Source organism: Advenella faeciporci (assembly GCF_014652395.1).
GTDB lineage: Bacteria > Pseudomonadota > Gammaproteobacteria > Burkholderiales > Burkholderiaceae_B > Advenella > Advenella faeciporci.
On the sequence record NZ_BMYS01000020.1, the window covers coordinates 1 to 23,762 of the forward strand.

The 23,762-nt window shown below is 40.6% G+C and carries 22 protein-coding genes and 1 pseudogene; 1 reads left to right on the forward strand and 22 read right to left on the reverse strand.

The window, feature by feature from the left end; translation table 11 throughout:
* Positions 1–176: 176 nt before the first annotated feature.
* Positions 177–455, forward strand: a pseudogene (locus tag IE074_RS12275) (IS3 family transposase); the annotation flags it as partial.
* A gap of 279 nt (positions 456–734) precedes the next feature.
* Here IE074_RS12275 and IE074_RS15120 read toward each other — a convergent pair.
* From IE074_RS15120 to IE074_RS12385, 22 genes are all read right to left on the reverse strand, one after another.
* Positions 735–848, reverse strand: a complete 114-nt coding sequence (locus tag IE074_RS15120) for a phosphoglucose isomerase-related protein (RefSeq protein WP_425549736.1) — start codon at positions 846–848, stop codon at positions 735–737.
* A gap of 122 nt (positions 849–970) precedes the next feature.
* Positions 971–1,633, reverse strand: a complete 663-nt coding sequence (locus IE074_RS12285; protein WP_189385753.1) for a hypothetical protein — start codon at positions 1,631–1,633, stop codon at positions 971–973.
* Positions 1,634–1,699: 66 nt separating this feature from the next.
* Complete coding sequence (herA, locus tag IE074_RS12290; RefSeq protein WP_229794019.1) at positions 1,700–3,478, reverse strand: anti-phage-associated helicase HerA; 1,779 nt, start codon at positions 3,476–3,478, stop codon at positions 1,700–1,702.
* Positions 3,479–3,497: 19 nt separating this feature from the next.
* Positions 3,498–4,742: an SIR2 family anti-phage-associated protein gene (locus IE074_RS12295; protein WP_189385755.1), complete on the reverse strand. Its 1,245-nt coding sequence runs from the start codon at positions 4,740–4,742 to the stop codon at positions 3,498–3,500.
* Between the two features lie 98 nt (positions 4,743–4,840).
* Positions 4,841–5,740, reverse strand: a complete 900-nt coding sequence (locus tag IE074_RS12300) for a bacteriophage abortive infection AbiH family protein (protein WP_189385756.1) — start codon at positions 5,738–5,740, stop codon at positions 4,841–4,843.
* 141 nt (positions 5,741–5,881) lie between these two features.
* Positions 5,882–6,124, reverse strand: a complete 243-nt coding sequence (locus IE074_RS12305) for a hypothetical protein (RefSeq protein WP_189385757.1) — start codon at positions 6,122–6,124, stop codon at positions 5,882–5,884.
* A gap of 70 nt (positions 6,125–6,194) precedes the next feature.
* Positions 6,195–7,019 carry a hypothetical protein gene (locus IE074_RS12310; protein ID WP_189385758.1) on the reverse strand — a complete coding sequence of 275 codons (825 nt, stop codon included), beginning with the start codon at positions 7,017–7,019 and terminating at the stop codon, positions 6,195–6,197.
* A gap of 474 nt (positions 7,020–7,493) precedes the next feature.
* Positions 7,494–8,627, reverse strand: coding sequence for a polysaccharide pyruvyl transferase family protein (locus IE074_RS12315; RefSeq protein WP_189385759.1), 1,134 nt, complete (start codon positions 8,625–8,627; stop codon positions 7,494–7,496).
* Between the two features lie 2 nt (positions 8,628–8,629).
* The gene (locus IE074_RS12320; RefSeq protein WP_229794021.1) at positions 8,630–9,625 is read right to left on the reverse strand and encodes a nitroreductase family protein; all 996 of its coding nucleotides are present in this window, start codon (positions 9,623–9,625) and stop codon (positions 8,630–8,632) included.
* Positions 9,625–11,148, reverse strand: coding sequence for a lipopolysaccharide biosynthesis protein (locus tag IE074_RS12325; protein WP_189385761.1), 1,524 nt, complete (start codon positions 11,146–11,148; stop codon positions 9,625–9,627). The genes IE074_RS12320 and IE074_RS12325 overlap by 1 nt, the downstream gene beginning before the upstream one ends.
* 108 nt (positions 11,149–11,256) lie before the next feature.
* A complete protein-coding gene (locus tag IE074_RS12330) occupies positions 11,257–13,374 on the reverse strand; it encodes a polysaccharide biosynthesis protein (protein WP_229794020.1) in 2,118 nt (705 codons plus the stop codon).
* A 3-nt stretch (positions 13,375–13,377) separates the two neighbouring features.
* A complete protein-coding gene (locus IE074_RS12335) occupies positions 13,378–14,556 on the reverse strand; it encodes a DegT/DnrJ/EryC1/StrS family aminotransferase (RefSeq protein ID WP_189385762.1) in 1,179 nt (392 codons plus the stop codon).
* Positions 14,557–14,573: 17 nt separating this feature from the next.
* The gene (locus tag IE074_RS12340; RefSeq protein ID WP_189385763.1) at positions 14,574–15,233 is read right to left on the reverse strand and encodes an acetyltransferase; all 660 of its coding nucleotides are present in this window, start codon (positions 15,231–15,233) and stop codon (positions 14,574–14,576) included.
* Positions 15,234–15,251: 18 nt separating this feature from the next.
* On the reverse strand, positions 15,252–15,863 hold the full coding sequence (locus IE074_RS12345) for a sugar transferase (protein WP_189385764.1): 612 nt from the start codon (positions 15,861–15,863) through the stop codon (positions 15,252–15,254).
* A gap of 20 nt (positions 15,864–15,883) precedes the next feature.
* The gene (locus tag IE074_RS12350; RefSeq protein ID WP_189385765.1) at positions 15,884–16,117 is read right to left on the reverse strand and encodes a hypothetical protein; all 234 of its coding nucleotides are present in this window, start codon (positions 16,115–16,117) and stop codon (positions 15,884–15,886) included.
* 45 nt (positions 16,118–16,162) lie between these two features.
* A complete protein-coding gene (locus IE074_RS12355) occupies positions 16,163–17,314 on the reverse strand; it encodes a glycosyltransferase family 4 protein (protein ID WP_189385766.1) in 1,152 nt (383 codons plus the stop codon).
* Positions 17,315–19,285: an asparagine synthase (glutamine-hydrolyzing) gene (gene asnB / locus IE074_RS12360; RefSeq protein WP_189385767.1), complete on the reverse strand. Its 1,971-nt coding sequence runs from the start codon at positions 19,283–19,285 to the stop codon at positions 17,315–17,317.
* Positions 19,286–19,344: 59 nt separating this feature from the next.
* On the reverse strand, positions 19,345–20,322 hold the full coding sequence (locus IE074_RS12365) for a polysaccharide deacetylase family protein (protein ID WP_189385768.1): 978 nt from the start codon (positions 20,320–20,322) through the stop codon (positions 19,345–19,347).
* Positions 20,323–20,387: 65 nt separating this feature from the next.
* Positions 20,388–20,717, reverse strand: coding sequence for a hypothetical protein (locus IE074_RS12370; RefSeq protein WP_189385769.1), 330 nt, complete (start codon positions 20,715–20,717; stop codon positions 20,388–20,390).
* Positions 20,677–21,351: a hypothetical protein gene (locus tag IE074_RS12375; RefSeq protein WP_189385770.1), complete on the reverse strand. Its 675-nt coding sequence runs from the start codon at positions 21,349–21,351 to the stop codon at positions 20,677–20,679. Before IE074_RS12375 ends, IE074_RS12370 begins: the two co-directional genes overlap by 41 nt.
* 208 nt (positions 21,352–21,559) lie before the next feature.
* Positions 21,560–22,624 carry a GNAT family N-acetyltransferase gene (locus IE074_RS12380; RefSeq protein WP_189385771.1) on the reverse strand — a complete coding sequence of 355 codons (1,065 nt, stop codon included), beginning with the start codon at positions 22,622–22,624 and terminating at the stop codon, positions 21,560–21,562.
* 17 nt (positions 22,625–22,641) lie between these two features.
* Positions 22,642–23,739 (reverse strand): glycosyltransferase family 4 protein, encoded by a 1,098-nt coding sequence (locus IE074_RS12385; protein WP_189385772.1) that lies wholly within the window; start codon positions 23,737–23,739, stop codon positions 22,642–22,644.
* Positions 23,740–23,762: the final 23 nt, after the last annotated feature.

Sequence of the window (23,762 nt, forward strand, 5' to 3'; positions counted from 1 at the left end):
GCACCCGTTACCGGCATCTCCGCCATTGATGCGGAACAAGCGGCTGTGTTAGCCAGCCTGAAGGTTAAAAAACCGACCACTGATGTTGAATATGTGAATTTGTAATGGAGCGTTTATAACATAATCCTTTATAAATCAATAACTTAAAATTTTAACTGTCGAGCTCGGGTGACCAGATTGAAGATGCCCGGCAATGGGTTCATCACTTTGTACGGTGGTATAACGAAGAACATCGTCATAGCCAAATCCGCTATGTCACACCGGCTCAGCGCCATGCTGGCCAGGATGAGAATATCCTACGGGCTCGCCACGAACTGTACCAACAGGCCCAACGTGCCAATCCCGCCCGCTGGTCAGGTCAGACACGTAACTGGCAACCGATTGGAGAAGTCTGGCTCAATCCCGATAAAAACCTGGAGATCATTCAACAGGAAAAAACGTTAGAGGCGGCATGATTCACGTTCCAACTAGGTTGACAAACACCGGTTATATTCGGGTTGTAACCCATTAAATAATGCACTTGAAATTTGTTTGTTGGTTTATAAAAGTTTTTTAGAATAGAAGTATTCTTTAAAAAAGATGCTTTACAGATACTTTGTTAAGGATAAATTGAAATGTAGTCTATTCTAACAAAACCTCAATCAACCCTCGGGTAGACCTATCCAATCCTGCCAAATCCCCAGCATCCCTATTCAACAGAGGCAGTAACTGATTGGCAATTTCCTTGCCTTTCTCTACCTCCACTGGTCAAACGGATTGATATTCCTCAGCACTGACTGCACAAACACCTTATGCTCATACATGACAATCAGTATATCCAAGCTATACGGGTTGAGTTCATTTAACAATATGGTATGCTGGGTTGATTCCCTTCATATTGTTTGTAGCCCGGCAAATTGAATGGGTTTCCTGATGCAGTAACTGATAAAACGTATGCTGGTTATCGAATAGTTGAACATTTCATTTACATTTAGGGAAAAAAATTGCTGCGTGGGCCAGGATACCCAGTTTCCATCTGGTTAGCCAAGTCTTCTCCAGAAATACGTCTTACAGCAGAAGCTGCCACAAACTGTGCGTCTAGAGCGAGGTCTATAACCGCCAGCCGCGTCAACTGTGTTGCTCGATAACGATCACCTACATAATCAGGAAATTTTTCCAAGGCTTTTAAGAGCAATGGATCATCTCTATGCTTACTCTTTTGCGTCATTTTTTGACTTAGTTTGATTAAGTCATGACCAAAGAGTTTCGGATTTTTTAATTCGTTCTCTGGTATACCTAGGTGTAAAAGGGTACCTTTCATCGCCAACTCTGCGGTTAGGCAAATTGGTTGCAATACGGCACTGCTGACTGCGCCTGTCTGTGAGAGGTTCTCCGCTACTAATTTCAGTTGTTCGGCTGCAAGCCCCCAAAATGTCTCGACGTTTCCTTGTTTGGGACTACTATTAATGCCATAGACAAGGTCATGCATATCTGCAAAAGCAAAGGCTGATCTTTCTGCAATTTTTTGGTTACCACGACACCATATAACCCATTCCTGTTGGTTTGGAAAGCCTAAGCCTTCATAGAGGGTTATATTTACCTCTCCAAAAACAATGCCAATGGTTACTTTCCTGATACGATCTATTGAGGCCACTAACCCGGTTCNCTTCGTGTGCAAAACGTTCATCAAGTTTCAGAATATCGTTATCCGTAAATTCGATCATATCAAATTCTTGTTTTTTGTTAGAGGTGAATTGATTGGTGGCTCTTCACCTAGATTCCAAGAATCGAATCTGCCATCTTCTGATTTCGGCGTTGGATCTGAGTTTTGAGCTCTAATGCATGTCGGTAAAGCAACGGTTCCTCCCATTACAATGGCGTGTTGCCTGGGGAGCCCGGCAATTCTTGATACTTCCCGTTTATCTGCCCATTCACATGCGGATGAAATAACGCGCAGGTCTTGCTCTGAGGTAAGCCGGAAAGAAACCCATGTGTTGCATTGAGAAAGCACGGTTGGCGATACTTCGGATGGCCTCTGCGTACTGAGCCATAATGCCAAACCAAATTTTCGTCCTTCCTTTGCAAGACGCTCATAAGCGAGTGATGAACTTCCAGAGTCGCCATCGGGAACGGGGCGAAGGTAATGGTGAGCCTCTTCAAGGACAAGCAAGGTTGCAGGATTTTTGCCTTGACCTCGACGAAAAAGCACTTGTGAATAAAGCTCTAACATAGACCCAAGTACAAGAGGCATTAAATCCTGAGGAACTTGGCGCAAATTCACGACATGTACTCGCCATTGAGTGTTTACGCTGCCAAAGATCCTATCTACAAGATGTTCACCTTCTGCGCGCATATCCAAGTTGCCAACTTTGACAGGTGGTCCACCAGACACATCTACCACTGCGCGTAGCATTTCATCTTCAACTAGACGATGGATTCGGGTTATTAACGGAGAGACGTTTCCATATTGAAAACCATTACGTTCAATTGTTCCTCTATTGTTAGGAGCTAAACTATGGCTTTCTGCAACTAGAGCTGACAGTGCAGACATATGTGGCCAGCTTTGCGCGGCTTGACCTTGCCTCTCTCTAAGAATATTAATGGCATGGTTCGCATCCGTTGCTCCGTTTTGCCGGCAATCATCAAAAAGCACTGGGTTTTGGCCATCTAAGGACGCACCTTGTTCGGCTTGATGCCAATGTACATATTTCAGGTTATCAATGGCAAATGAAAGTGCAGGTCGTTGTGTCTTTTCACTTGGTAACAGTAGCCGGTTTAGTCCTTGTCGTCCCAGTGCATAATAGGGGATGCGGTAACCTTGTGCGCCATCAGCATCTTCGCCAATAACGGTATGTTGATAGGCACCCTCGGAAAGTCGGCAAGTAAAATCTCCTTCAGAAATTGCGCTTTCGGATTTCCTGAATGCTCGGTCGTACTCTCCATTAATGTCGAATATAACAATACGAGAGTTAGGCATATCGGCAAGCTGCTGCAATACGGCAGCAGTGAAACAGCTCTTGCCTTGACCGGAGCTACCCAAAACCGCAATGTGTTGGGCTAATAGTCGATTCAGGCCAGTTTTAACGCTATTCCCGGTTTTATATTCGGTGCCAAGCTTGATTGGTCCGTTAGGTTCTGGTCCACCTAAAACGATTTGCGATTCGTTAGCAGTTAGCGGAAAGGCCTCGGCTCCCAATGGGGGCGATACTAAATTGTCGGGAACAAACTGCCCAGCTTCTATCCAGCCAATCAACGTGCCATGCAAATGGCGTAATGGCTGTCCATTCTCACTTTGCTTGCCATTCGTTGGTCGATGTATTTCTTTTGGTTCTGAGAAATTAAGGCCAGAAATTTTCATTACGAAAAGCCGGTAACCCCCATCAATAACAAGCAGGCCGCCTACTTCTCCCACAGGGGTGACACCTTGATAGTGACTAGCCATCTGTCCGCGATGATGGTCAAGCAAGTTCAAGGTTATCTGGCCAGCATCAATTTGCACTACATAGCCTATAGCGATTCTACTTCGCATTGATGTCACCGCTTAGTATTTTTATTTTGTCTCGAAACTCCTGTTCTTTCAGATCATAAAGCATAGGATCAGGTAGAAACTCGACCATATTATTGAAATAAGCGTTTTCTCCATTGCCAACAAAGGTCAATCTCGGCGATTTCAATGCGATTAAACGCCTGACTTCAGGTTTTAGCTTTTTAAGCTGCTCTGCCTCGGTTCCTGAAAATTCTGGTAAAAATGCCACTATTTGCAGCGTTGGGTTGAGCAAAGCAGATCGTAACAGGCGGTTGATATGCTCGTCTCCGAAAGAATAGCCAGTCAGAATAATGCAACTTTGCGGCCTGGCAAGGAAATCTGAAAATCGGCGGAATAATTCACCAGATAGAAATCCTACCGTTTGCAAGTACTTGGCCGCCCGAGGAAAAACCATCAACGACTCATCAACCGCTTTTTTTCCATTGACAATGTCACTCAGGTTTGGCCAAGCTTCAGATGCAGCCAACTCTCGATACTCACCATCAGCGCTTTCCCATGTTAGCGAACCATGTAACTTTGCCAAGTACACATCATTACAACCAAAACGAGCTTCGCCTTTAGCATTAATATTCCGATACCCTAAATCGAAGGATTGTGGAGAGAAGGTGCGGTTATGAATGCCAACAAAGCCAGTATGAGTATGAATACCTACTGACTCTGCCGCCCACTCAACAGCCAAGTCATAATTTGTAGTGAAAATCCATGGGCTGGCTTGGCCTGGTTGTCTAGCACCAACCAGCCGCTGGAGCAATTTAACGTGATAGGGGAGGCGATCAAATGCAGGGGCCTTTTCCCATGCATTCTGATCCAGAATAGCTGCCTTGACTACGTACTTTAGTAATAGCCCGATATCGGTTTTGAAAATTTTTAAATTTCTACTAGCGGGCTTACGACGCGACCAGTCAATCTGTGACATTTCCAGCTTATCAAGTAACCCCTCAATATTTGGCAGCTCTCTGGGGTTAGCACTCTCAAAATTGGCAATAACTGTGTCTTCTTTCGCGATGAAATTTTCATTAGCAAATCGCAGTGCAGTCTCGTGGTGGTGAAGGATGAAATCTTTCCATAACCGCATCATGGTCATACCACCTGCCACTACGGATGCGCCTGCGCCAAGAAGCACAGCAATGTTTTCCAAACGTAGCATGGCTGCTAAATGTGCTAGCAAATCCTGCTCGTTTAACGCAGTATCACCTCTTAAACATACAATGCTCATTTTTTCTCTTGTCTTGTTGGTTTTGATGCCTACTAAATCTGTTATCGTCGTGGACTAATCAGTTCTTTAAATCCTTTTGCTTCATTTTTGCATAGTTCTTAAAAGGCATCCCAAAGCAAAGGCACGACTTGTTGAGGATTTACCTCAAGAGTGAGTAATCGATCGTACTTTGTTTGGCGTTCTTCCTCCGAGCGGCAAGCAATATGCCAATGTGTAGAAGAATTAAGTACACTTTGCAATTTTTGGATGTAGGGACGATCCACGTCGGATAAAGAATGCCCCAATACATGTACGGTTTCAATTTCATTGAGTTGATTAAAAAAGGCTTGATGCTTGTTAATCAAATGAGCAGAAGGCTTAAACGTCTGGGAAAAATAATCGTCCAGGATGTCATTAGCCTCCATTAATCGAGTATCTATTTTATCGATATCAAACCGATCATTGAGGGATTTTCGTTGTTCTGGATCCCAAGCATGTCCGAGAATCAACTCGCTATTTTCCATCCCGGCCTCTCCGTGGATATGTAACACCCGGTTGTCGGGTACTGCATAGAGGTCTTGAAGCGTAGAAGTGTAGTTGAAGGTCAGGAAAACAGCGTTCGCATCAATGCTTTTCAAGCGTTTCGTTGCCATATAAGGAGTTGGAATTACTAAGGTGCGTATCCATTCGCCAAACAGTGCTCTGAGTTCGGTCGAGAGACGTTTCACGACCTGTTCAACTTTATACTGAAAATCATGATGACTAGCGTCACTCCAATCGTCGGCGCCATAGGGTTTCATGAAATAGCTAAAATCGTCGATGATGTTATATACGTCCAGATCAGCTAATGCGGATTCAAGATAGCTCCAGTCCTCATCGGCTGGAAGATAATTCTCAACAGCATCAAAAATATCATGATCGTGGCGTTTTACGTATTCCTTGAACTGTGAGTAGCTTGAAGGAATTTCATGCCATAGATCGAAGCCGTTACCGATGACGTAAAGCTTAGTTGGATGCATGAGCTACTTACTCTTTCATGTTATTCTTGGTTAATCGTTGAAACTGAATGGTGCCGAGCGTTGCAGATACCTTCAGCGAATCGTCGTATTCCGGGTAGCCTCCTCTGGCAGGGTAGTTGACATACATCAAGTATTGGACAACTAGTCTGACACAGGGGCACCGTTTTCGATGTTAAAAATGCGCTTCAGATGGAAGAGTTCTGACTGTAGGATGCCGAAGAAGCTTACGATTGCCGCTTTGTCCAGATTGTTTCCTTTCCTGGACATGCTTTGCTCAATACCCCTTTCTTCCAGCATTTTCCGGTAACAGGCATGTTGGTGACCAATTGAATCCGGGTACCTTGCCATCTGCCAGGCCACGATTTCACGCTTGGACAAGCTCATGAGGGTCGAGAGTTACCGCTTTTTCCTATTGAAACTACAAGTCAGATGTTTTATTTCTGCTTTATTCTGATCAAGAATTAACAATACGATCCATTTCAGATTTTAAATCTTTAATAATAATTTCAAAATCCACTTCATTCGAACTGGTTTCTACGGTAGGCAGTTCCATATAAATAACTGCTTTTGAACCATCACGGTAAGGAAAAACCTCTACAAAATAGCCTGCTGCCTTACCTTGATACTCCGTTTCAAAATATTGATTGAATATTTTTCCAGTAACAGGGTCAGCCATACCACGTGTGTTGGGTTGCACTGTTGCCATACGCATAAAGTTTGCCATAGTAGATTCAGAGTTGTATTTTGAATCTACTTCAAACTTATAGATCAAGGAAAATGCGCGAAGATACTCTCTCATAGCTTCTTCAGTGAAGTTAGGCAAGGGGAATTTACCAATCAAACCTTGCTGATACTCGGTTTTAAAATTAGGTGTTAATACCACTTGATATGCATTTCCTTTCCCAGGCAGCATCTCGTATGAAATATTATATTTAATGCCAGATCCTGCTATGCCATTATCATTTCGAGCGTGCACGACAAAATCCTTATCAGTTTTATTCTCAACAAATACACGACTATATGATGCATTGGGAATATGTGTAACGCTTAAATTCGGGATAATTAAATCACCTACGATCGTATTACTGTTTTTACGCAAAATACCCGCATCATCAGGCACTTTAATTTTAATAGGTGTGGTGTTGATGGTCTTTTTTTCTCCATCAGTAGATAAAAAATTAAGGCTACCGAGCGAACCGCCGTTTTGATTCATCGTATCACAACCGGATAATACTACTGCCACTCCAACCATCGTTAGCGTCAATAATTTTCGTTTCATCTAATTCTCCATACTAGAAAATAAAAAATTTATTAAATGATATTATTTATATATATAATCATAAGTTAATGAATAAATTTTTATTCATACCTAAAATTTCATTTTTCAATACTTTCTTTTTGACTTTTTATTTAAATCGTAACGCTCTGCCTATCCGAGCTCGATAGTTAAAAACATAAATCATTGATCTAATGAATTTTTTAAAAATCGCTCCACTGCAAGTTCATATCCCCCTTTGTCAACTATTTGTCCGATATTTCATGCAACCAACCTTCTGTTTTCAGGAGGTATTTATGCATTCTAAACAGGACCTTTGAATATGCATTATCACTATTGCTCAAAGGGTCGACTGAATGACGGTGTAACATTTCTAGGTGGGTCAAAAATATGCCCTATGTCCAACTAACTAAAACACAGATGACTTCTCAGATAAACTGTAATTCTCGCTTTTATCCCTAAAATATCGGTTAATTATTAATTTTTAAGCGATTCAGTTAAAAATCGTTCTGATTCCTCTACAAGCAGTCCCAATTTACGGTTTACATTCGCATAATCAACGGGCGTATTCAACAACTCATCTACAATATTTTTATCGTAACTATTCAAGAGTCTGTGGGTCAGACCAAGTTCATCTGCTATTGAATAAAACCTTGAGGCCCCTCTGCTTGGATTTATCAGGCTAATGAAGGGCTTATTGAAAATAATAGAAAATACCGTACCATGAAACGAGTCGGTGATAACAAAGTCAGCATCAGAAAAGCCTTTAACCCAACCTTCAAGGCTGGGCATTTTGTAGTCATCCAGGTTGCTTTTGGAAAATTTCGATAAATCGGTTTTTCGCTGGTTACTATACTGGGGCTTTTTAAGAACTTGTTTGGCAGTTTCCACTACCTGGTTTTTCCAGTCAGCCTGGTCCAAGATGTATGTGTATATTCCTTGTCTTTCAGGTATATCTTTATTTTTATAAAGCGCTTCGTAGGCTTCCCGTCCCACCAGCAGTGTTGGATCCAGGACATGGGTGGCTTCTACCCCTAGATGGGTTTTACACAGCGCTACACCTGATTTTTCCCGTACGCTGATGGCATCAAAATGTTTTGCAAGTGGAGCGCAGCGCCGGGTTTGTTCTTCGGTAAATTCCCATTCGTCAACACCGAAGGAAGACGCATAAGCAATGCGCTTAATATCATTACCTTGCAGAAAATCCAGAAAAAAATTGTCAATCTTGGGTGAATATTTTGGTCGCCAAGTCTGGTCACTCCCAACAATCACAGCATCGTACTGTTCGCGTTTAAAATGCGCCTTAAGTTTTTCTGTGCTGTTTAGCAGTTCGGACATACTAATGTGTTGATCAATAAATGCATGGGTGTGTTGCAGAATGTCCGGCAGATAGCGTTCAAGATTGATTGGTACTTTTCGTTTTCCTAATATTTTTTGCAATGTGTGGTAGCCAAAGCGGGCGGCACGGTAAGCAGGGCTTTTGGCATCTACTTGCCTGTCTATGGTTATGGGTTCATGCCCTGCATTTTTGAGTACCTGCTGCAGCGCCCATGCCTGAATCATGCCACCGTAGTTGTGGCCTAGGGGTTGGGTCATTATTGCGATTTTCATGATTAATGCTGCCTTAAAATTTTCTCAACTGGATGCTTTTCTGATTGCGCAACACTAAATTCATCCAACAAATTGCCTACTGCAATCATCATGATCACACGTTCATGTTGTGCAATACCTGCTGCTTTTTTCATTCTCTTTTCCATTAACCAAGGCATACACGTATTCAGAGGACAAGAGCCTAAACCAACGGCATGTAATGCCAACATTAGGTTCATTGAGTACAGGCCGCCATCAATAAACAACTGATTATGTTCATAACGGGTAAATGCCTTGACTGAACCGGTTACTATCAATAGTTTATCTATACTGTCAGTAAAACCAGCGTTCCCATTTTGAAAAGATAGAAGTTTTTTAATTTTTGATTTGTCGCTGTAGTAATGTACGAACCATCCTTGACGGTTGCATACTGATGGTGTGTTCTGACTGAGCGATAAAGCTTTCATAATTTCTGCATTTTCAACTGGAATATCGCTGAAATTTCGTATGCTGTGCCTGCATTTCAGAAAATCGTTAAACTGCTCACTATCAAATGTAAGCATTTTTGATTTGTTGAGGTATTTCAATCCACCTTTACTTTGTGCTGGCTTTTCTTCTATAAAGTTATTTACACCATTTAGAAAGTTATTGGGTAATTTTTGCAGATCATCTCCATGAAACTCTAAATATTCCCGAAGTGTATCACGTACCATCAGACCGATTTGGCTTTCAGCATAATGTTTTTCGTACTCACGGGTTTTTTTTATTAGGTTTGTGATTTTAGGTTGACCAAACCCTTTACGTGGTTCGGGCAATGCCAATCCTTTTTCAACAATATGGCAGTGCTTAACCAAGTAGTATTCCAGCCGCTCTTTATCTAGCCCAGGATTCCTGTCACTAAACGAAAATCTTAAATGTAATAAAAGGCTATTAAATATAGTCAGAGCTTCGCCGATGGGTGTTCTGTAAAATACATCATAATAAACTTTATTTCTGATTTTATTCATAAAAGACAACATCAAATTATTTTCCTATATAACTGAATCACAAGCATGGACAAGTGTTTTTTTTCTTTAGCATCAAGACCTAACAAATAGACAACTACCATGGTGCAAACCAAATTACTTGTTAACCCCAGGAGAAGTAGCATGCCATGGGCATTTTGAAAAACAATAAAGTAACTTAGAAGACCAGCAGTAGCTCCAACCATAGCCACTCGGCAAACAACGGTTCTGATATAAAGCATTACAGTCATTTCTGTTAAGTGCTTCAATATAAACAAACGTGCGATAAGAGCAAATATTGAAACTACGATACTGGACCATATAACAAGTGTTGGAGAGGGCCATATTTGTATGGCAATAAAAGCTAGTGGCACGTTTAATAACAGTATCCCGCCGACTACACTTTGGTATAAACGAATTTTTCCTGTGGCCTGTACCGATGTCATTAACGGTCTTGAAATTGAGTCAATCAAGGACACAATTATTGTCAACTGCAAGAATATTGCCGCATATTCTGGTGGTTCAACCAACCATATTTCTAGCAGTTGCTGAGTATAAAGGAGTACAGGCATTGCAAGAGTGACTAGCAGCAAGAAGTTATATTTTGATGCCCGCTGTACTAATTCATGCATCTGCTGGTGTTGTCCGCTTGCGTACTGCTTGACAATTTGCGGGTTAACCGCAGCCTGTATATTTGACACAAAGCTGTTCAAGGCGCCGTTGGCCTGGCTGGCAATACTGCGCCCTGCGTTGACGGTGGGACCGAAGAAAATGTTAAGCAGGACGTTATTTCCTTGCTCCGACATAGCTGCGGCAAGATTTCCCCAGGTATTCCAGGCGGTAAAACCTAGCATATTTCGAAAACTTTTTGTATTCCAGATCCACCGCAGGCGTACTGTCGGAAAGACTGAGCGATTGATGAGTACATAACCGTTAAAGCTAAGTAATGCCACCGCCAACAGCAAAGCAGCGTACATGCTTAGCTTGTCATGGGCCAGATACGACAAGAGCAATACGGCCACCAGTTTAAGCAGGACATCTGCCATGCTCATCAGGGCATACAGTCCCATTCGCTCATTGGCCATCAGCATGGCTGTTAGGGGCACGGTCATTACATTTACGGCAAAGGCACCGACCGACAGGTGATAAGCAATGAGCGCAGCATCCAGCCTGCCCGGAGGGATGGTAAGTTGGGTACTTACAAACCAATAACCTAGGGTTTCGGCTATTAAGACAATAAACATGGCCAGCAATGCATGAACCTGCAAACTGGTATTGAACAGTTCATTCAAATTTTTGCCGCTGTTTTGGCCCAAGTCGAAAGCAAAGTAACGCTGTGTAGCGGTAGTCATGGCACCTAGCATGAAACCAAGCAATGCAACGAAGCCTGCCACCACATGGTAGATACCAAAATCTTCAACCCCCAGTACATTAAGGACCACACGAGAGGTGTATAGACCAACCGCCATGGCAAACAGCATGCGTATGTAAAGCATGCTGGTGTTGCGCAGGATACGCTTGTGGTGGTCGGCTAGCATGGTTTATTCATTATAAGGGTTCTCTGTTTTCTCGTTCCCACGCTCTGCGTGGTAACAATTGTTCTGTAATGGTTTTGGTTGTTGTTTTGAGTTGGCCTGCATTCCCACTCAAGCAGAAAGCTTCTCCGCTTTCCGTTTTTTCACATCTTGCAAAATCGCCATAGGCACATAATCCGGCAGCTGCACATTCTCCCGCAGCTCTTCCTGTTGCTTATGCACCCAGTCCACAATATGCTCATCCGGTTTAAACCCTTCCACCAGCAAATGAAACACATCGCGTACTTTCTGGTAATCATACGCACGAATGGAATCATCCAAGGTAGCCAGGTGGAATTTCAGTTCTTCCCACTCTGTATGCAGTTCATTGGCGCGCTGGATCATGGGGTGTTCGGTTTTGCTGACGTTGCTGCCAATGAGCAGTTCTTCGTACAGTTTTTCACCAGGGCGCAGGCCGGTGAATTTTATTTCCATTTCACCCTCAGGGTTTTCTTTAGACTTTAAGGTTAAGCCTGAAAGCTGGATCATTTTCTTGGCTAGATCCACAATCTTTACCGGTTCACCCATGTCCAGCACGAACACGTCTCCACCACGCCCCATGGAACCGGCCTGAATCACCAGCTGGGCGGCTTCGGGGATGGTCATGAAATAGCGGGTAATTTCCGGGTGCGTGACGGTAAGGGGGCCACCGTTAGTGATTTGTTTGCGGAATAGCGGAATAACCGAGCCGGATGAACCCAGCACATTGCCAAAACGCACCATGGTGAAACGGGTCTGGTTGGAAAAGTGCCCGTATTCCTCTGCCCCAAACAGCACCGGGGTAGATTCCCGCGCCAGGGCCTGCAGCACCAGTTCGGCCATGCGCTTGGTACTGCCCATGATATTGGTGGGGCGTACGGCTTTGTCGGTGGAAATCAGCACAAAATTCTTTACATGCGCGCGAATGGCAGACTGTGCGGTATACAGGGTGCCAAAGATATTGTTTCGCACCCCCTCGGCAATATTGTGCTCCACCATGGGCACATGCTTGTAAGCGGCCGCGTGGTAAACCGTATTCACCTTCCAGCCGCTCATCACGTCAAACAGGCGGCTTTGGTTGCGAATGGAACCCAGTATGGGTACCACTTTTATATCCAGCTGCTTGTTGCGCACGTAAATACTTATTTCACGGTGAATATCGTAAAGGGCGAATTCAGAATGTTCAAATAAAATAAGTACTTTAGGCTGCAAGTGAACTATCTGGCGGCACAGTTCAGAACCAATAGAGCCACCGGCCCCGGTTACCATCACCACCTGCTGATTTACGCACTTTTCAAACAGCGCCATATTGGGGGCTACGGGGTCTCGGCCCAGCAGGTCGGCAATATCCACTTCGCGCAGGTCTTGGACTTTAATTTTGCCGCTGACCAGGTCCATCATGCCGGGTACGGTGCGAACCAGCACCTTGTAAGGTGCCAGGGCATTGATAATTTCAAGGCGGCGTGCACGCGTGGCCGAAGGAATGGCCAGCAGCACTTTTTCGGTTTGGGTGTTTACAATCACTTCGCCCAATTGTTGTGGGTCAAAAACCGTTACCCCGGCAATCACACGGCCGATCAGGGCGGGGTTGTCGTCTACAAACCCTACCACTTTCATGTCACTACCCATGTTAATGCCATTAAGCAACTGGTTGCCAGAGCGGCCGGCACCGTAGATAAGCACTTTTTTACGCTTGTCTTTACTGTTGGTGGGTTTGCCATTGTAAAAGGGAATAAATACTGATAAACCGGGTGATTCTTTGCTGAAGTAATGGCGCATTAACAGTCGCAATCCACCTGTCATTAGCAGCATAAGCAGCCAGTAAATAAAAATTACCCCACGTGGCACGACAGGGCTACTGGGCCCTATATAAATAACAATACCCAGTAAAATCGTGGCAATGGTAACTCCTTCAAAAATAGTGGTACTGGCCTGTGAACCCAGGTAACGCATCACGGCCCGGTAAAATCCTTTAACCGCAAAAATGGGCAGGCTCACCAGCGGGGCCATTATAAACAGCCAGGCATGGCCGCTAAAAGGCTGTATAAAACCGGTTGTGTCCAGCCGCAGGTAAAAAGCCAGCCACAAAGACAGCCAAATAATGGCCACATCGGCCACCACCTGCAACAGGCGTTTGTTTTTGCGGTCAAGCTGCAGTAAACGATTCCGCAGGTTTTGTTCCATGCAGGAATCCTTTTTGGAAGCCGTCATTGCCTAACTCCTGATGGCCTGTTCCATTACACTGCGCAAAACCTGGCAGGTTTTGTCTATTTCTGCCGGGGTAAGGGTAGGGTGCACCAGGAACATAAGGGAAGTTTCACCCAGTTCCATGGCTACCGGCAGGCGCTGGGCCGGGCGCAGGTTGGTATGGTCGAACGCCTTTTCCAGATACACTTCAGAGCAGGAACCTGAAAAGGCCGGTACACCCGCCGCCACCATTTCATTAATAATGCGGTCACGGTTCCAGTCAGGTTTTAACTGTTCGGGTTGCACGAATACATAACATTTGTAGGCGGCGTGTTCACTGCCTTCGGGGAATTCCGGCACCCGCAGGGCAGGCAGCTGTTTGGCGGTTGCCCATATTTTGTTGGCGTTTTGCTGGCGCAGTCGCGTCCATTCCTGCATGCGTTCCAGCTGAATCAGGCCAAGTACGGCCTGCACTTCGGTCATGCGCCAGTTGGTGCCAAAGCTTTCATGCAGCCAGCGGAAACCGGGCGGGTGTTCACGCTCATAAACCGCTTCCCAGCTTTTGCCATGGTCTTTATAGGCCCACATTGTTAGCCAGTAATCGCGGTTATTGGTGGTAACCATACCGCCTTCACCCCCGGTGGTCATGATCTTGTCCTGGCAAAAAGACCAGGCACCAATATGCCCAATGCTGCCTACCGGCTTGCCCTTGTAAATGGCCCCATGCGCCTGGGCGCAGTCTTCTATCACGTACAAACCATGTTCTTGCGCCAGTGCCATAATCGGGTCCATATCGCAGGGCCAGCCCGCCAGGTGCACGCAGACAATGGCTTTGGTGTTGGGCGTTAAGACGGCTTTGATGGTTTCTGCCGTAATGTTTTGCGAATCACGGCAAACATCGGCAAACACCGGTTTGGCACCGGTATTGATAATGCTGGACACCGAAGCCAGGAAGGTGCGGGACGTTACAATAACCTCATCACCCGGGCCAATATCCAGTGCCTTGAAAGCCAGATCCAGCGCCAGTGTGCCGTTTGCCACGGCTATTGCATGGGCGGTATCAGTCCAGGTGGCAAAGGCTTTTTCAAAATCGCGGCATTGGGTACCCGTCCAGTAATTAACCTTGTTGGATAAAATAACATCACGAACGGCATCGGCCTCTTCAACAGTGAAAGAGGGCCAGGGGGAGAAGGGGGTATTTAGCATGATGATTTGACTTTTAACTAATTTTTAACCAAGGGTTTGGCCGGATTGCCAACAACCGTGGCTCCAGCAGCAACATTCTTTGTAACCACGGCACCCATGCCAATCACGGCACCGCGACCAATAACCAGCGGTGCACCGGGTTTGCCCTGTTTTATAACGGCACCGCTACCGATATAGGCGTGGTCTTCTATAACAACATTGCCGTTGCATTTCACCCCGGGGGCGAAGGTCACGTAATCGCCAATGATGCAGTCGTGTTCAACATAACTGTATAAATTGGCGTGAAAATATTTGCCAATACGGATATTGGAGGTAATGGTTACAAACGGGCTTAATAAAGCACCTTCACCAATTACAACATTATCCATGGTGACTACATTATTGGCAGTCACTGCCCAGGGCGTAATGCCATCTGCCAGACATTGAAGGGACAATTTTTCCCTGACGGCGCTGTTGGCAATAGCGATAGCAACAAAACGCTGCCTTGCATCATGCTTCAGAAAACTGGCATAGCTTAAGACTTGATGCCCATTTATTTCAGAAGCTGTGGCATTGTCATCAATAAAAACCAGCTTTGATAGCTGAATACCGGCATTTTGCAGTTGAATGCGGGCAAGTGGCATAATGCCACGGCCACAACCACTGGCACCGTAAATGGCGTAAAGGGGTTGATTCATATTTTATAAATAAATGGATTATTGCTGCTCTTGTTTTGAAGAAGAACCTGTGAACTTGGATGTGGTGGCTTCACCTTCGGCACTAATCCCATCACGGATAAATACTTTTTTGACGGTCAGGAACAGGATTTTTACATCCAGCCAGAAAGAGTGGTTATCTACATACCATACATCCAGCTTGAACTTTTCTTCCCAACTGATGGCATTGCGACCATTAATTTGTGCCCAACCGGTCACACCCGGGCGTACCTCATGGCGGCGAGCCTGTTCTTTGCTGTACAGGGGCAGGTATTCCATTAATAAAGGGCGTGGCCCTACCAGACTCATATCGCCTTTTAATACGTTCCATAATTCTGGCAGTTCATCCAGGCTGGTGGAACGCAGGAGGTTACCAAAGGGTGTCATTCGTTCTGAATCAGGCAGGGGGTTGCCGTTTTTATTCAAGGCATCTCGCATGGTACGGAACTTGACCATGGTGAAGGGTTGGCCGTTCAGGCCAGGGCGAACCTGGCGGAAGAGAACGGGGGAGCCCAGTTTTTTTGATATGTTCCATGCAACGACCGTTATTATGGGTGATAGAAGAATTAAGGCAAAAGCTGATACAAAGATATCAATAAATCGTTTAAACATGGAGTATGGTTACAAGAAAATTAATGAAGATGGTTAAGACCTTGATTGTTTTGAATAAAATGCTTAGCTTCTTCAAGAAGTTTATTTAATATGCCAGAAAGTTCTTCTGCTATGTCGTACTTGCGCTTGGAAAGTGCCCAGTTACTGAATTCATCCATAGAATCAGGGTCTAAAATAATTTCGTTGTTTTTGTCTATAAACAAAACAAAACCGGCCTTATGCAAAATTTTGTTGGTTGAAATAAATTCAAACATGATGAGACTCCTTAGTTTTAAAAAGTATCATTTTAATAATCAAAATTAAGCATATCTATTCGTACTTTCCGAAATGCCCATTGCTTTTAGCATACTGTCATTGACTTTATGAACATCGTATTTTTCTTCTGCTATTTCTCGTGAACGCTGCCCCATTTTTTTAATCAGATCAGGGTTGTCAATTAAATTTTTCATGGCAACAACCAGTGCTTCTACTGACTTAACTGGAACAAGAAAACCATTGTCATTATCAATAACAGTTTCCCTGCAACCGGGGGCGTCCGTTGTAATAATAGTTCTACCCATTGACATGGCTTCCAGCACGGTTCTGGGTGTACCCTCTCGGTATGATGGAAGAACGTAAACAGAGCAGTTTGAAAGAGCAGGGCGTACATCTGCCAGCTTACCCAGGTAATTAAGCGTACCTTCCCCAATCCAAGTGTCTAGATCCTGTTGTTTGATGGCATCAGGGTTTTCATCTATCCAGCCAACCAGGTCAAAATTTACTTCCGGATGAGTGCTTTTTATTCTTTTGGCTGCTTGTGCATATTCACGCACACCCTTGTCACCCAACAGGCGTGCAATTAGCAAGAAACGGGGCTGTAGAGGCAAGGGTACAACTTCATATTCAGAAATATTGACACCTGATCCGTTCACTACAAAAGTGGGCGTTGATGGTTTAAGGATCTTTAACTTTTTGAATAAGGCCAGGTCATCTGGGTTCTGGAAAAACACTTTATGAGTTCTACCCAAAGCCAATGAATATAATCGTTGTACCAATTGTCGGGTTAAGCCACGTTTGGTGGAGGTACTGTCTTGCTGCCCCTGAAAAGCATAACCCAAACCGGTAATTAATGCAAAGCGGTTCGGCACTTTTGCGAGCCATGAGGCCATGGAGCCATAAATAACAGGTTTAATGGTGTATCCCAATACGTATTCCGGTTTAATGCGAAGGATAAGCTTTAATAAATGTACTAAAGTTATCATGTCAGCCAAAGGGTTCATGCCAGTTCGACGTAAAGGTATATCGTGAACAATAATACCTTTGCTTTCCAGCTCATTTTTAAGGATGTTGTTATTTGCAATATTTGGCACAGCAACATGGACTTGTAAGCCCTTTTGGCTTAGCGCATCAATTAATGGGCCACGAAATTTAATAAGTGAATCAGGATAACTGGCAATTAATAAAAATGACATTTAGGCATTTTCCTCAAGCCATGCTTGGAACATTAGTACAGGCCATAGCTGGTATTGCCAATTATATTTACCGCTTAAGTGTTCTTCCCAGAGTTTTCTAATTGGTTCAGGGTGGAAATAGCCTTCGTTACGTAAACGTTGCTCATCCAATAAAGATTCTGCCCATTCACGTAATGTACCCCTAAGCCATGCGTCAATAGGAATACCGAAACCGGTTTTAGGACGTTCAATCAACTCCTTAGGAACATGCCTATACAGAACCTGACGCAATAACCATTTACCTTGCCCATTGCGAATTTTCATATGCAAAGGCATGCGCCATGCAAGTTCAACAACCTGATGATCAATCATTGGGGTTCGTGTTTCAAGGCTGTTTGCCATGGCTGCACGATCAACTTTTACCAATACTTCTTCAGGCAAAAAACTCTGTGCATCCATTGCCATCATTGAGTGCTCAAAACAGTCTGTTGTGGGCCATGCACTATCCGTGGTTAGTAATGTGGGAGGCTCTTTTGCACCAATTACAATATTTTCAGGATTTTGCCAATGGCTGGTAAGTCGTGAGAAATAGGATTTTTCATCAGATAAACTGAGCACATCAGCCAGCTTTTGCGCTTTTGTGCCAGGTATAGCTATTTGGAAACGTCTAGGTAGTATAGGTTTTGCAACATCAAAAAGCTTATCCCAGGTAGATGGGGGCAACGCCCGTAGAAAGTGTGCGAATGTATTTCTTGCTAAAGGTGGTAGTCGCTGCATTTTTTCCCACACAGTCTTTGCTTTCAGATAGCGATTGTATCCACCAAATAATTCGTCCCCACCATCACCACTTAATGCAACGGTTACATGCTGTCTGGTTAATTCACTTAATAAAAAAATCGGGATTTGAGAGTCTGCACTAAGTGGTTCGCAATAAATTTTGGGTAATTTTGGAATGACATTAAGCGCATCTTGGGAACTAATATGTAGTTCTGTATGCTCAGTTCCTAAATGAGCGGCCACTGCTTTTGCATGCAATGTTTCGTCATATGTTGTGCCATTGCCTTCAAGCCCAATAGTAAAGGTTTTTACAGGACGACTGCTTTGAGCCTGCATTAAGGACACAATAGTACTGCTATCAATACCACCACTTAAAAAGGCCCCTAAGGGAACGTCAGACAACATTTGTGACTTTATACTGGCAGAAAGTTGGGTTTCCAAGGCATCAATAGCTTCAGAGTCGTTTCCTGTAAAGGGATTGGACAAGCCGGTTGCTACTGCACCATTAAACTGCCAATATGGTTCAGGTGATGTTTCTTTATTCAACCTACCTTCAGCTAAAGGAAGTGTTAAAAAATGCCCTGGTGAGAGCTTATGAATATTTTCATAAATACTGTATGGGGAAGGGACATAGCCATGCCGTAAAAACAAGGCAAGGGCGTTTCGGTTAATATTCGATTTGAAGGCAGGGTGGGCTTTTAAGGCTTTTAGTTCTGAACCAAATAACAAAGTGTTTTCTTGCCAACCCCAGTAGAGCGGTTTTTCACCTAATCTATCCCGTGCAAGCGTAAGTGCTTTATTTGTTTTGTCCCACAGTGCTATTGCAAACATGCCAACCGTTGCCTGTAAGGTTTTTTTGATACCCCAGGCAGAAAAGCAAGCCAGCAATGTTTCTGTATCAGAGTGACCCCGCCAAAAAGCAGGGGTCTGTAATTGTGCTTCCAGCTGTTTGCGTAATTCGAGGTGATTGTATATTTCACCATTAAATACCAATACATAACGATTGCATGAGGACAGCATGGGTTGATGCCCGGCTTCAGATAATTCCAGGATGGATAACCTGCGATGGCCTAAAGCAATACCTGATGTTTCATCAATCCAAATGCCGGAATCGTCTGGTCCACGATGAATAATTTGATTATTCATTTGGGAAATGTTTTCCTGATAATTATATTCTTTAATTGAATTGTTTAGAAATCCAGTAATGCCACACATATAAAAATGCCTTTTCTGCTGTCGTAAAAAAAATTATATATTTATATAATTTTATATTTTTATTTGTCGTTTGATATTTTAATTAAGTCATACATATTAAAAGATTTCATTCCATATTTTATATTTAAATTATTATATTCAATTAAAATTTCTTCAAGTATTTTTAAGTTTTTATCAGTATTTTTCCCAAAGTTATGTGGATGCCACCATAAATGAAATATTTCATTGTTTTTTGCAGCATGTTGGAGGGATTTTTTAATTCGTTTAGATCGATATTTTTCTAAAAAAGAGAGTTTTTCTGAGTAAGGTCTGAGTAAACGACTTGAAGGAAAATTATAAGGTTTAGTATGTTGACATGATTCTAAAGTATAGGTTTGGTGTCCGACTAAATTAATATAAGTATCAAATAGTCTCCCTAGTCTTCGAAATAAATTCTGTCCACTATCTTCAGTTGATTTATAGAACCAACTTTTTTCATTCCCTCGATATGCTTCTATTCCTACTTTCTCTAATTCATGCAGATACTCAGGATTCCATTGGTTTCGAGGGAAAATAATGCTTTTAATATCAATATTGTATTTTTCTGCTACTTTTAGAGCTGCATTGATATCCGCTTTGAAGGACTCTAATGATTGGCCTGGTTCCAGACAGTAATAATGTGAAAATGTATGCGTTGAAATTTCTTGATTTGGTGTCAAAAGTATTTTTTTTATTAAATCTGGTGCAAAATGAAATTTTGGATCAAGTATTTTATTTTTATTTATATAATTATAAGAACATAAGTTTTTATTAATGTATTTTGGTTTATTTTTGGGCGAGTAATTTATGGCTTCATTAACATTATTACAAAAAAGTAAACCAACTGTTGACCATGTAGCATGAATTTTATATTTAGTGAAAAGGTCAAGGATTTTTGGTATGGCTTGCCATACACCAATAATATTTTCTTTATAACTTTCTAAACTTCGTTGGTCATGAACACCCCAGTATAATTCAAAGTCTATAGAAATTAATAGTGAACCATGGTTTATTTTCATTATTTAAAAAAAAGAATTGAAAATTATTTAATAAAATAAAGGTTAGTGGTTTAATAGTTGTTAATTTATAAATTTGCTCTTGTTTTATTTTTATTTGATTTTTTGTCAATTAATGAAATCAAGAGGAATATTAATATAGGAGCAAACATCCATTTCTGTCTAACAGCAATTCCTAAGTTTGATGTATTCATTGCAAGTACTATCCAGATCAAAATTGTATATATCCATAGAAATGAACGGACTCCAGGTAATTCAACCTTTTCATTTTTGAAAATATTCTTACCACCTAATATTATTAGTAACAACATAATTATATTATCAATTGATGCTAATAAAGAAGTTATATTATGCGCTTCAAAGGGTAAAGGTCTCGCAATATAGGTAAATAATTGCATAGGTAAGTTCATTGATGCAATATCTACACACAGAGTCTGTGTCTTGGTAATAATTTTGTCTTTTATCAATATACTCGATAATATCATTTTTATTAGCGCCAGATTCAAGGCCAACATAATCAAGGGTGGTTGGTATTAATAAAATTGTTATCAGTAAAAATAAAAAACCAATAAAAATTCTTGGCAAGATATTTATCTTGGATTTAATTAAAATTCCAATTGCTAATGCCGCAACCATAATTGCAGCTACATGTGTTCTTACCAAAAACATGATAAAAAAGGAAAAAGTAATAAGCCATATTCTTTTATTTATATTTAAAGCTGCATATAAAGCCATTCCAACAGCCAGAAAAGAAAGAGAGTCTTTACTTAGTCCAGCACTCCAAAAGCTTATGGATGGGAGAAAGACAAGTGTAGTACCAAGTAATTGTATTATTGAGGATTTATCATATGTAACTATTTTTATGCTTTTATAAAATAAAAGTAATCCAATAGAACCAAAAATATTAAAAACTAAAAAAACTCCAAAAAAAGAAAGATTCAGACCAGATGAAAAAAAATGAGTGATATAAATAACAGCTTTAGTTCCCAAAGCAAATTCAAGATCAGAGTTAAAGGAACTGCTATAGTACATATAGGAGTCACTTATATAGAGTTTAGTATAACTAAAATTGATTATTGAAAATAATGTGTGCCAAAAATATATTAATATTCAAATTTTTTTTTTAATTTTTAAGTTGTTACTTAATTTTATAGATAAAATTAATCCTGTAATGAAAACAAGTAGGGAACTAATAACATGCCATGGAGAAGAAAAAGTATCAAACATTTATATATGTAAACTATACAGTATCAGAGTCGGAGTAAGTAATAAAGAAATCTGAATTTTTAATTTCTATATTTTTATTATTTGTTTTATAACCAAAAAATAATTTTATTGGTTGCAATTTTCTTGATAGCTTTATAAATTTGGTTTTTTTATATGATTCAAATAGAAAATGATTGTCAGGTATCCAACCAAGGATGACGTCTATTTTTTGATTAATCATTTCAATAACTGTTTGTTTTAGCAATACCTCAGCAGCTGATCTATGATTTGGGTTGCAAATTACATCCATAACATAACCAATATTTCCATTGTGTTTTTTTTCAATTGTATAAATTGATTTACCAATTAAAATATTATCTTTGTAAATGGATAAGAATTTATATTTTTTGTTTGGTTTTTCTTTATATCTCCAATTCATGTATTTACTGTCACGCCAAATGGTAGTGTTTATTTCTGATGAAAATTTTTCCCATAAATTATCATAGTCTTCAGAAAAATCTTCATTTGAATTTATTAAATAATTTGATTTTTTGCTTAATTTTGAAATTGTTTTTTTTAAATAAAATTTAATTAATGTATTTTCAAGAAATACATTTTTTTTTGTTAGATATACTAGTGGAAATAATAAATTATTAATATAAATAACAAAAGGTGGGTATCCAAGTTTTTTCCAACCTAGTCTAGAGAAAAAAACAGGTCCGGAACTTTTATTAGGGAAACCATAAATGATGTTATGATCGCTTAAATTGCATTGTTCATAAACATCATTTGCTAATATTCCGAATAAACCTTTTCCTCTATGATTTTGATCGGTTAATGTATCTAAGGATTGATATGCGAAACCCATAGAGGAATTAATTTTTGCTTTAATTTTAAAAACACTATATACGGCAGTATCATTTTTATTCTCATCAACAGAAATAGAAGTTATACTGCCATGTTGAGGTCTTAGATATTGCCAAAGTAAATGATTTTCATCTTTTTCGTTACTGTTTTTTTTAAACAATTCCCCTATTCTATAAACTGATTCTTTACTATTTGTTCGATTAATTTCGTACTTAAATTTTTCTTTAGACATTTTGATGACTAGTATATTTAAAATGAATTATTTTTATAAATTTCTTGGTATAGCTCTAAATGTTTTTTTGTTGAGGTTTCAATAGAATAAACATTTGAATACTTCATTCCATTCTTTGAATGCTCAGAAATTTTCTCTGGGTTTTCAAAATATGAAACAATTGCGTCAGCCATTTTTTGTGCGTTATCAGGCTCAACTATAATACCATTTATACATGTATTTATAATTTCAGAGCAACCGCCAACATCAGTTACAATACAGGGTAACCCTGATATAGATGCTTCAATTAAGGAAATAGGCAAACCTTCCCAAGCTGATGTCATAATAAAAATATCAAATTTTGACATGAGTTCTGGAATATTATTCTGATTACCTATTAAATGAATAGTTTTGCTTAGTTTTTTATTTTTAATATAATTTTTGAGATTTTCTAAATCTTTATTTGAGCCTTCTCCTGCAATTGATATTTTTATTTTATCTTGAATATTTAATGGTAATAATGCAATGCTATCAACCAATAAAAAATAATTTTTTTGTGGATGTATTCTTCCAACTGCTAAAAAATCTAAATTATTCTTAAATTTTCTTATTGATATATTTTTTGGAAACTTTTTTATGTTTACACCATTCATAATTGTAGTGATTTTTTTTTGTGTGTAATTTCTTAAAGCATCACTACATATATTTGATATACCTATATATCTATTAATTAATTTATCAAAAAAAATGAAAATTATTTTTTTTGTTTGAAATTTTATATTGTGGTGTGTATATATTATTGGTTTTTTTGTTAGTAACCCAAATAATGTACCATAAAGAAAATGTGAATGATAAATATCGATATTGGTTTCATTAATATATTTTTTTACTTTGAATATACCAATCCAAGGTTTTTTTCTTGATTCATATCCGATGAAGAAATATTTTATATTGTTTTTTTCTAGTTCTTTTAAATAATTATCTTCAAAATCTTTATTTCTTCCAAAATCTTTAGCATAGCCCCAAAATCCAATGTGGAGTTCGTGTCCTTTATGTGTCATAGCAATTGCAAGATCTTTGACGTATACTTCGGCACCACCTGCACCAGGGCCTGTAATTAGTTGTAAAATTTTCATTTAGATAAGAAAATAATATTAGA

Excerpts from the sequence above, each read along its gene's own strand:
- IE074_RS12295 (WP_189385755.1), bottom strand. The coding sequence starts at position 4,742 with ATGAGCATTGTATGTTTAAGAGGTGATACTGCGTTAAACGAGCAGGAT.
- IE074_RS12300 (WP_189385756.1), bottom strand. The coding sequence starts at position 5,740 with ATGCATCCAACTAAGCTTTACGTCATCGGTAACGGCTTCGATCTATGG.
- IE074_RS12305 (WP_189385757.1), bottom strand. The coding sequence starts at position 6,124 with ATGAGCTTGTCCAAGCGTGAAATCGTGGCCTGGCAGATGGCAAGGTAC.
- IE074_RS12310 (WP_189385758.1), bottom strand. The coding sequence starts at position 7,019 with ATGAAACGAAAATTATTGACGCTAACGATGGTTGGAGTGGCAGTAGTA.
- IE074_RS12315 (WP_189385759.1), bottom strand. The coding sequence starts at position 8,627 with ATGAAAATCGCAATAATGACCCAACCCCTAGGCCACAACTACGGTGGC.
- IE074_RS12320 (WP_229794021.1), bottom strand. The coding sequence starts at position 9,625 with ATGTTGTCTTTTATGAATAAAATCAGAAATAAAGTTTATTATGATGTA.
- IE074_RS12325 (WP_189385761.1), bottom strand. The coding sequence starts at position 11,148 with ATGCTAGCCGACCACCACAAGCGTATCCTGCGCAACACCAGCATGCTT.
- IE074_RS12330 (WP_229794020.1), bottom strand. The coding sequence starts at position 13,374 with ATGACGGCTTCCAAAAAGGATTCCTGCATGGAACAAAACCTGCGGAAT.
- IE074_RS12335 (WP_189385762.1), bottom strand. The coding sequence starts at position 14,556 with ATGCTAAATACCCCCTTCTCCCCCTGGCCCTCTTTCACTGTTGAAGAG.
- IE074_RS12340 (WP_189385763.1), bottom strand. The coding sequence starts at position 15,233 with ATGAATCAACCCCTTTACGCCATTTACGGTGCCAGTGGTTGTGGCCGT.
- IE074_RS12345 (WP_189385764.1), bottom strand. The coding sequence starts at position 15,863 with ATGTTTAAACGATTTATTGATATCTTTGTATCAGCTTTTGCCTTAATT.
- IE074_RS12350 (WP_189385765.1), bottom strand. The coding sequence starts at position 16,117 with ATGTTTGAATTTATTTCAACCAACAAAATTTTGCATAAGGCCGGTTTT.
- IE074_RS12355 (WP_189385766.1), bottom strand. The coding sequence starts at position 17,314 with ATGTCATTTTTATTAATTGCCAGTTATCCTGATTCACTTATTAAATTT.
- asnB (WP_189385767.1), bottom strand. The coding sequence starts at position 19,285 with ATGTGTGGCATTACTGGATTTCTAAACAATTCAATTAAAGAATATAAT.
- IE074_RS12365 (WP_189385768.1), bottom strand. The coding sequence starts at position 20,322 with ATGAAAATAAACCATGGTTCACTATTAATTTCTATAGACTTTGAATTA.
- IE074_RS12370 (WP_189385769.1), bottom strand. The coding sequence starts at position 20,717 with ATGCAATTATTTACCTATATTGCGAGACCTTTACCCTTTGAAGCGCAT.
- IE074_RS12375 (WP_189385770.1), bottom strand. The coding sequence starts at position 21,351 with ATGTACTATAGCAGTTCCTTTAACTCTGATCTTGAATTTGCTTTGGGA.
- IE074_RS12380 (WP_189385771.1), bottom strand. The coding sequence starts at position 22,624 with ATGTCTAAAGAAAAATTTAAGTACGAAATTAATCGAACAAATAGTAAA.
- IE074_RS12385 (WP_189385772.1), bottom strand. The coding sequence starts at position 23,739 with ATGAAAATTTTACAACTAATTACAGGCCCTGGTGCAGGTGGTGCCGAA.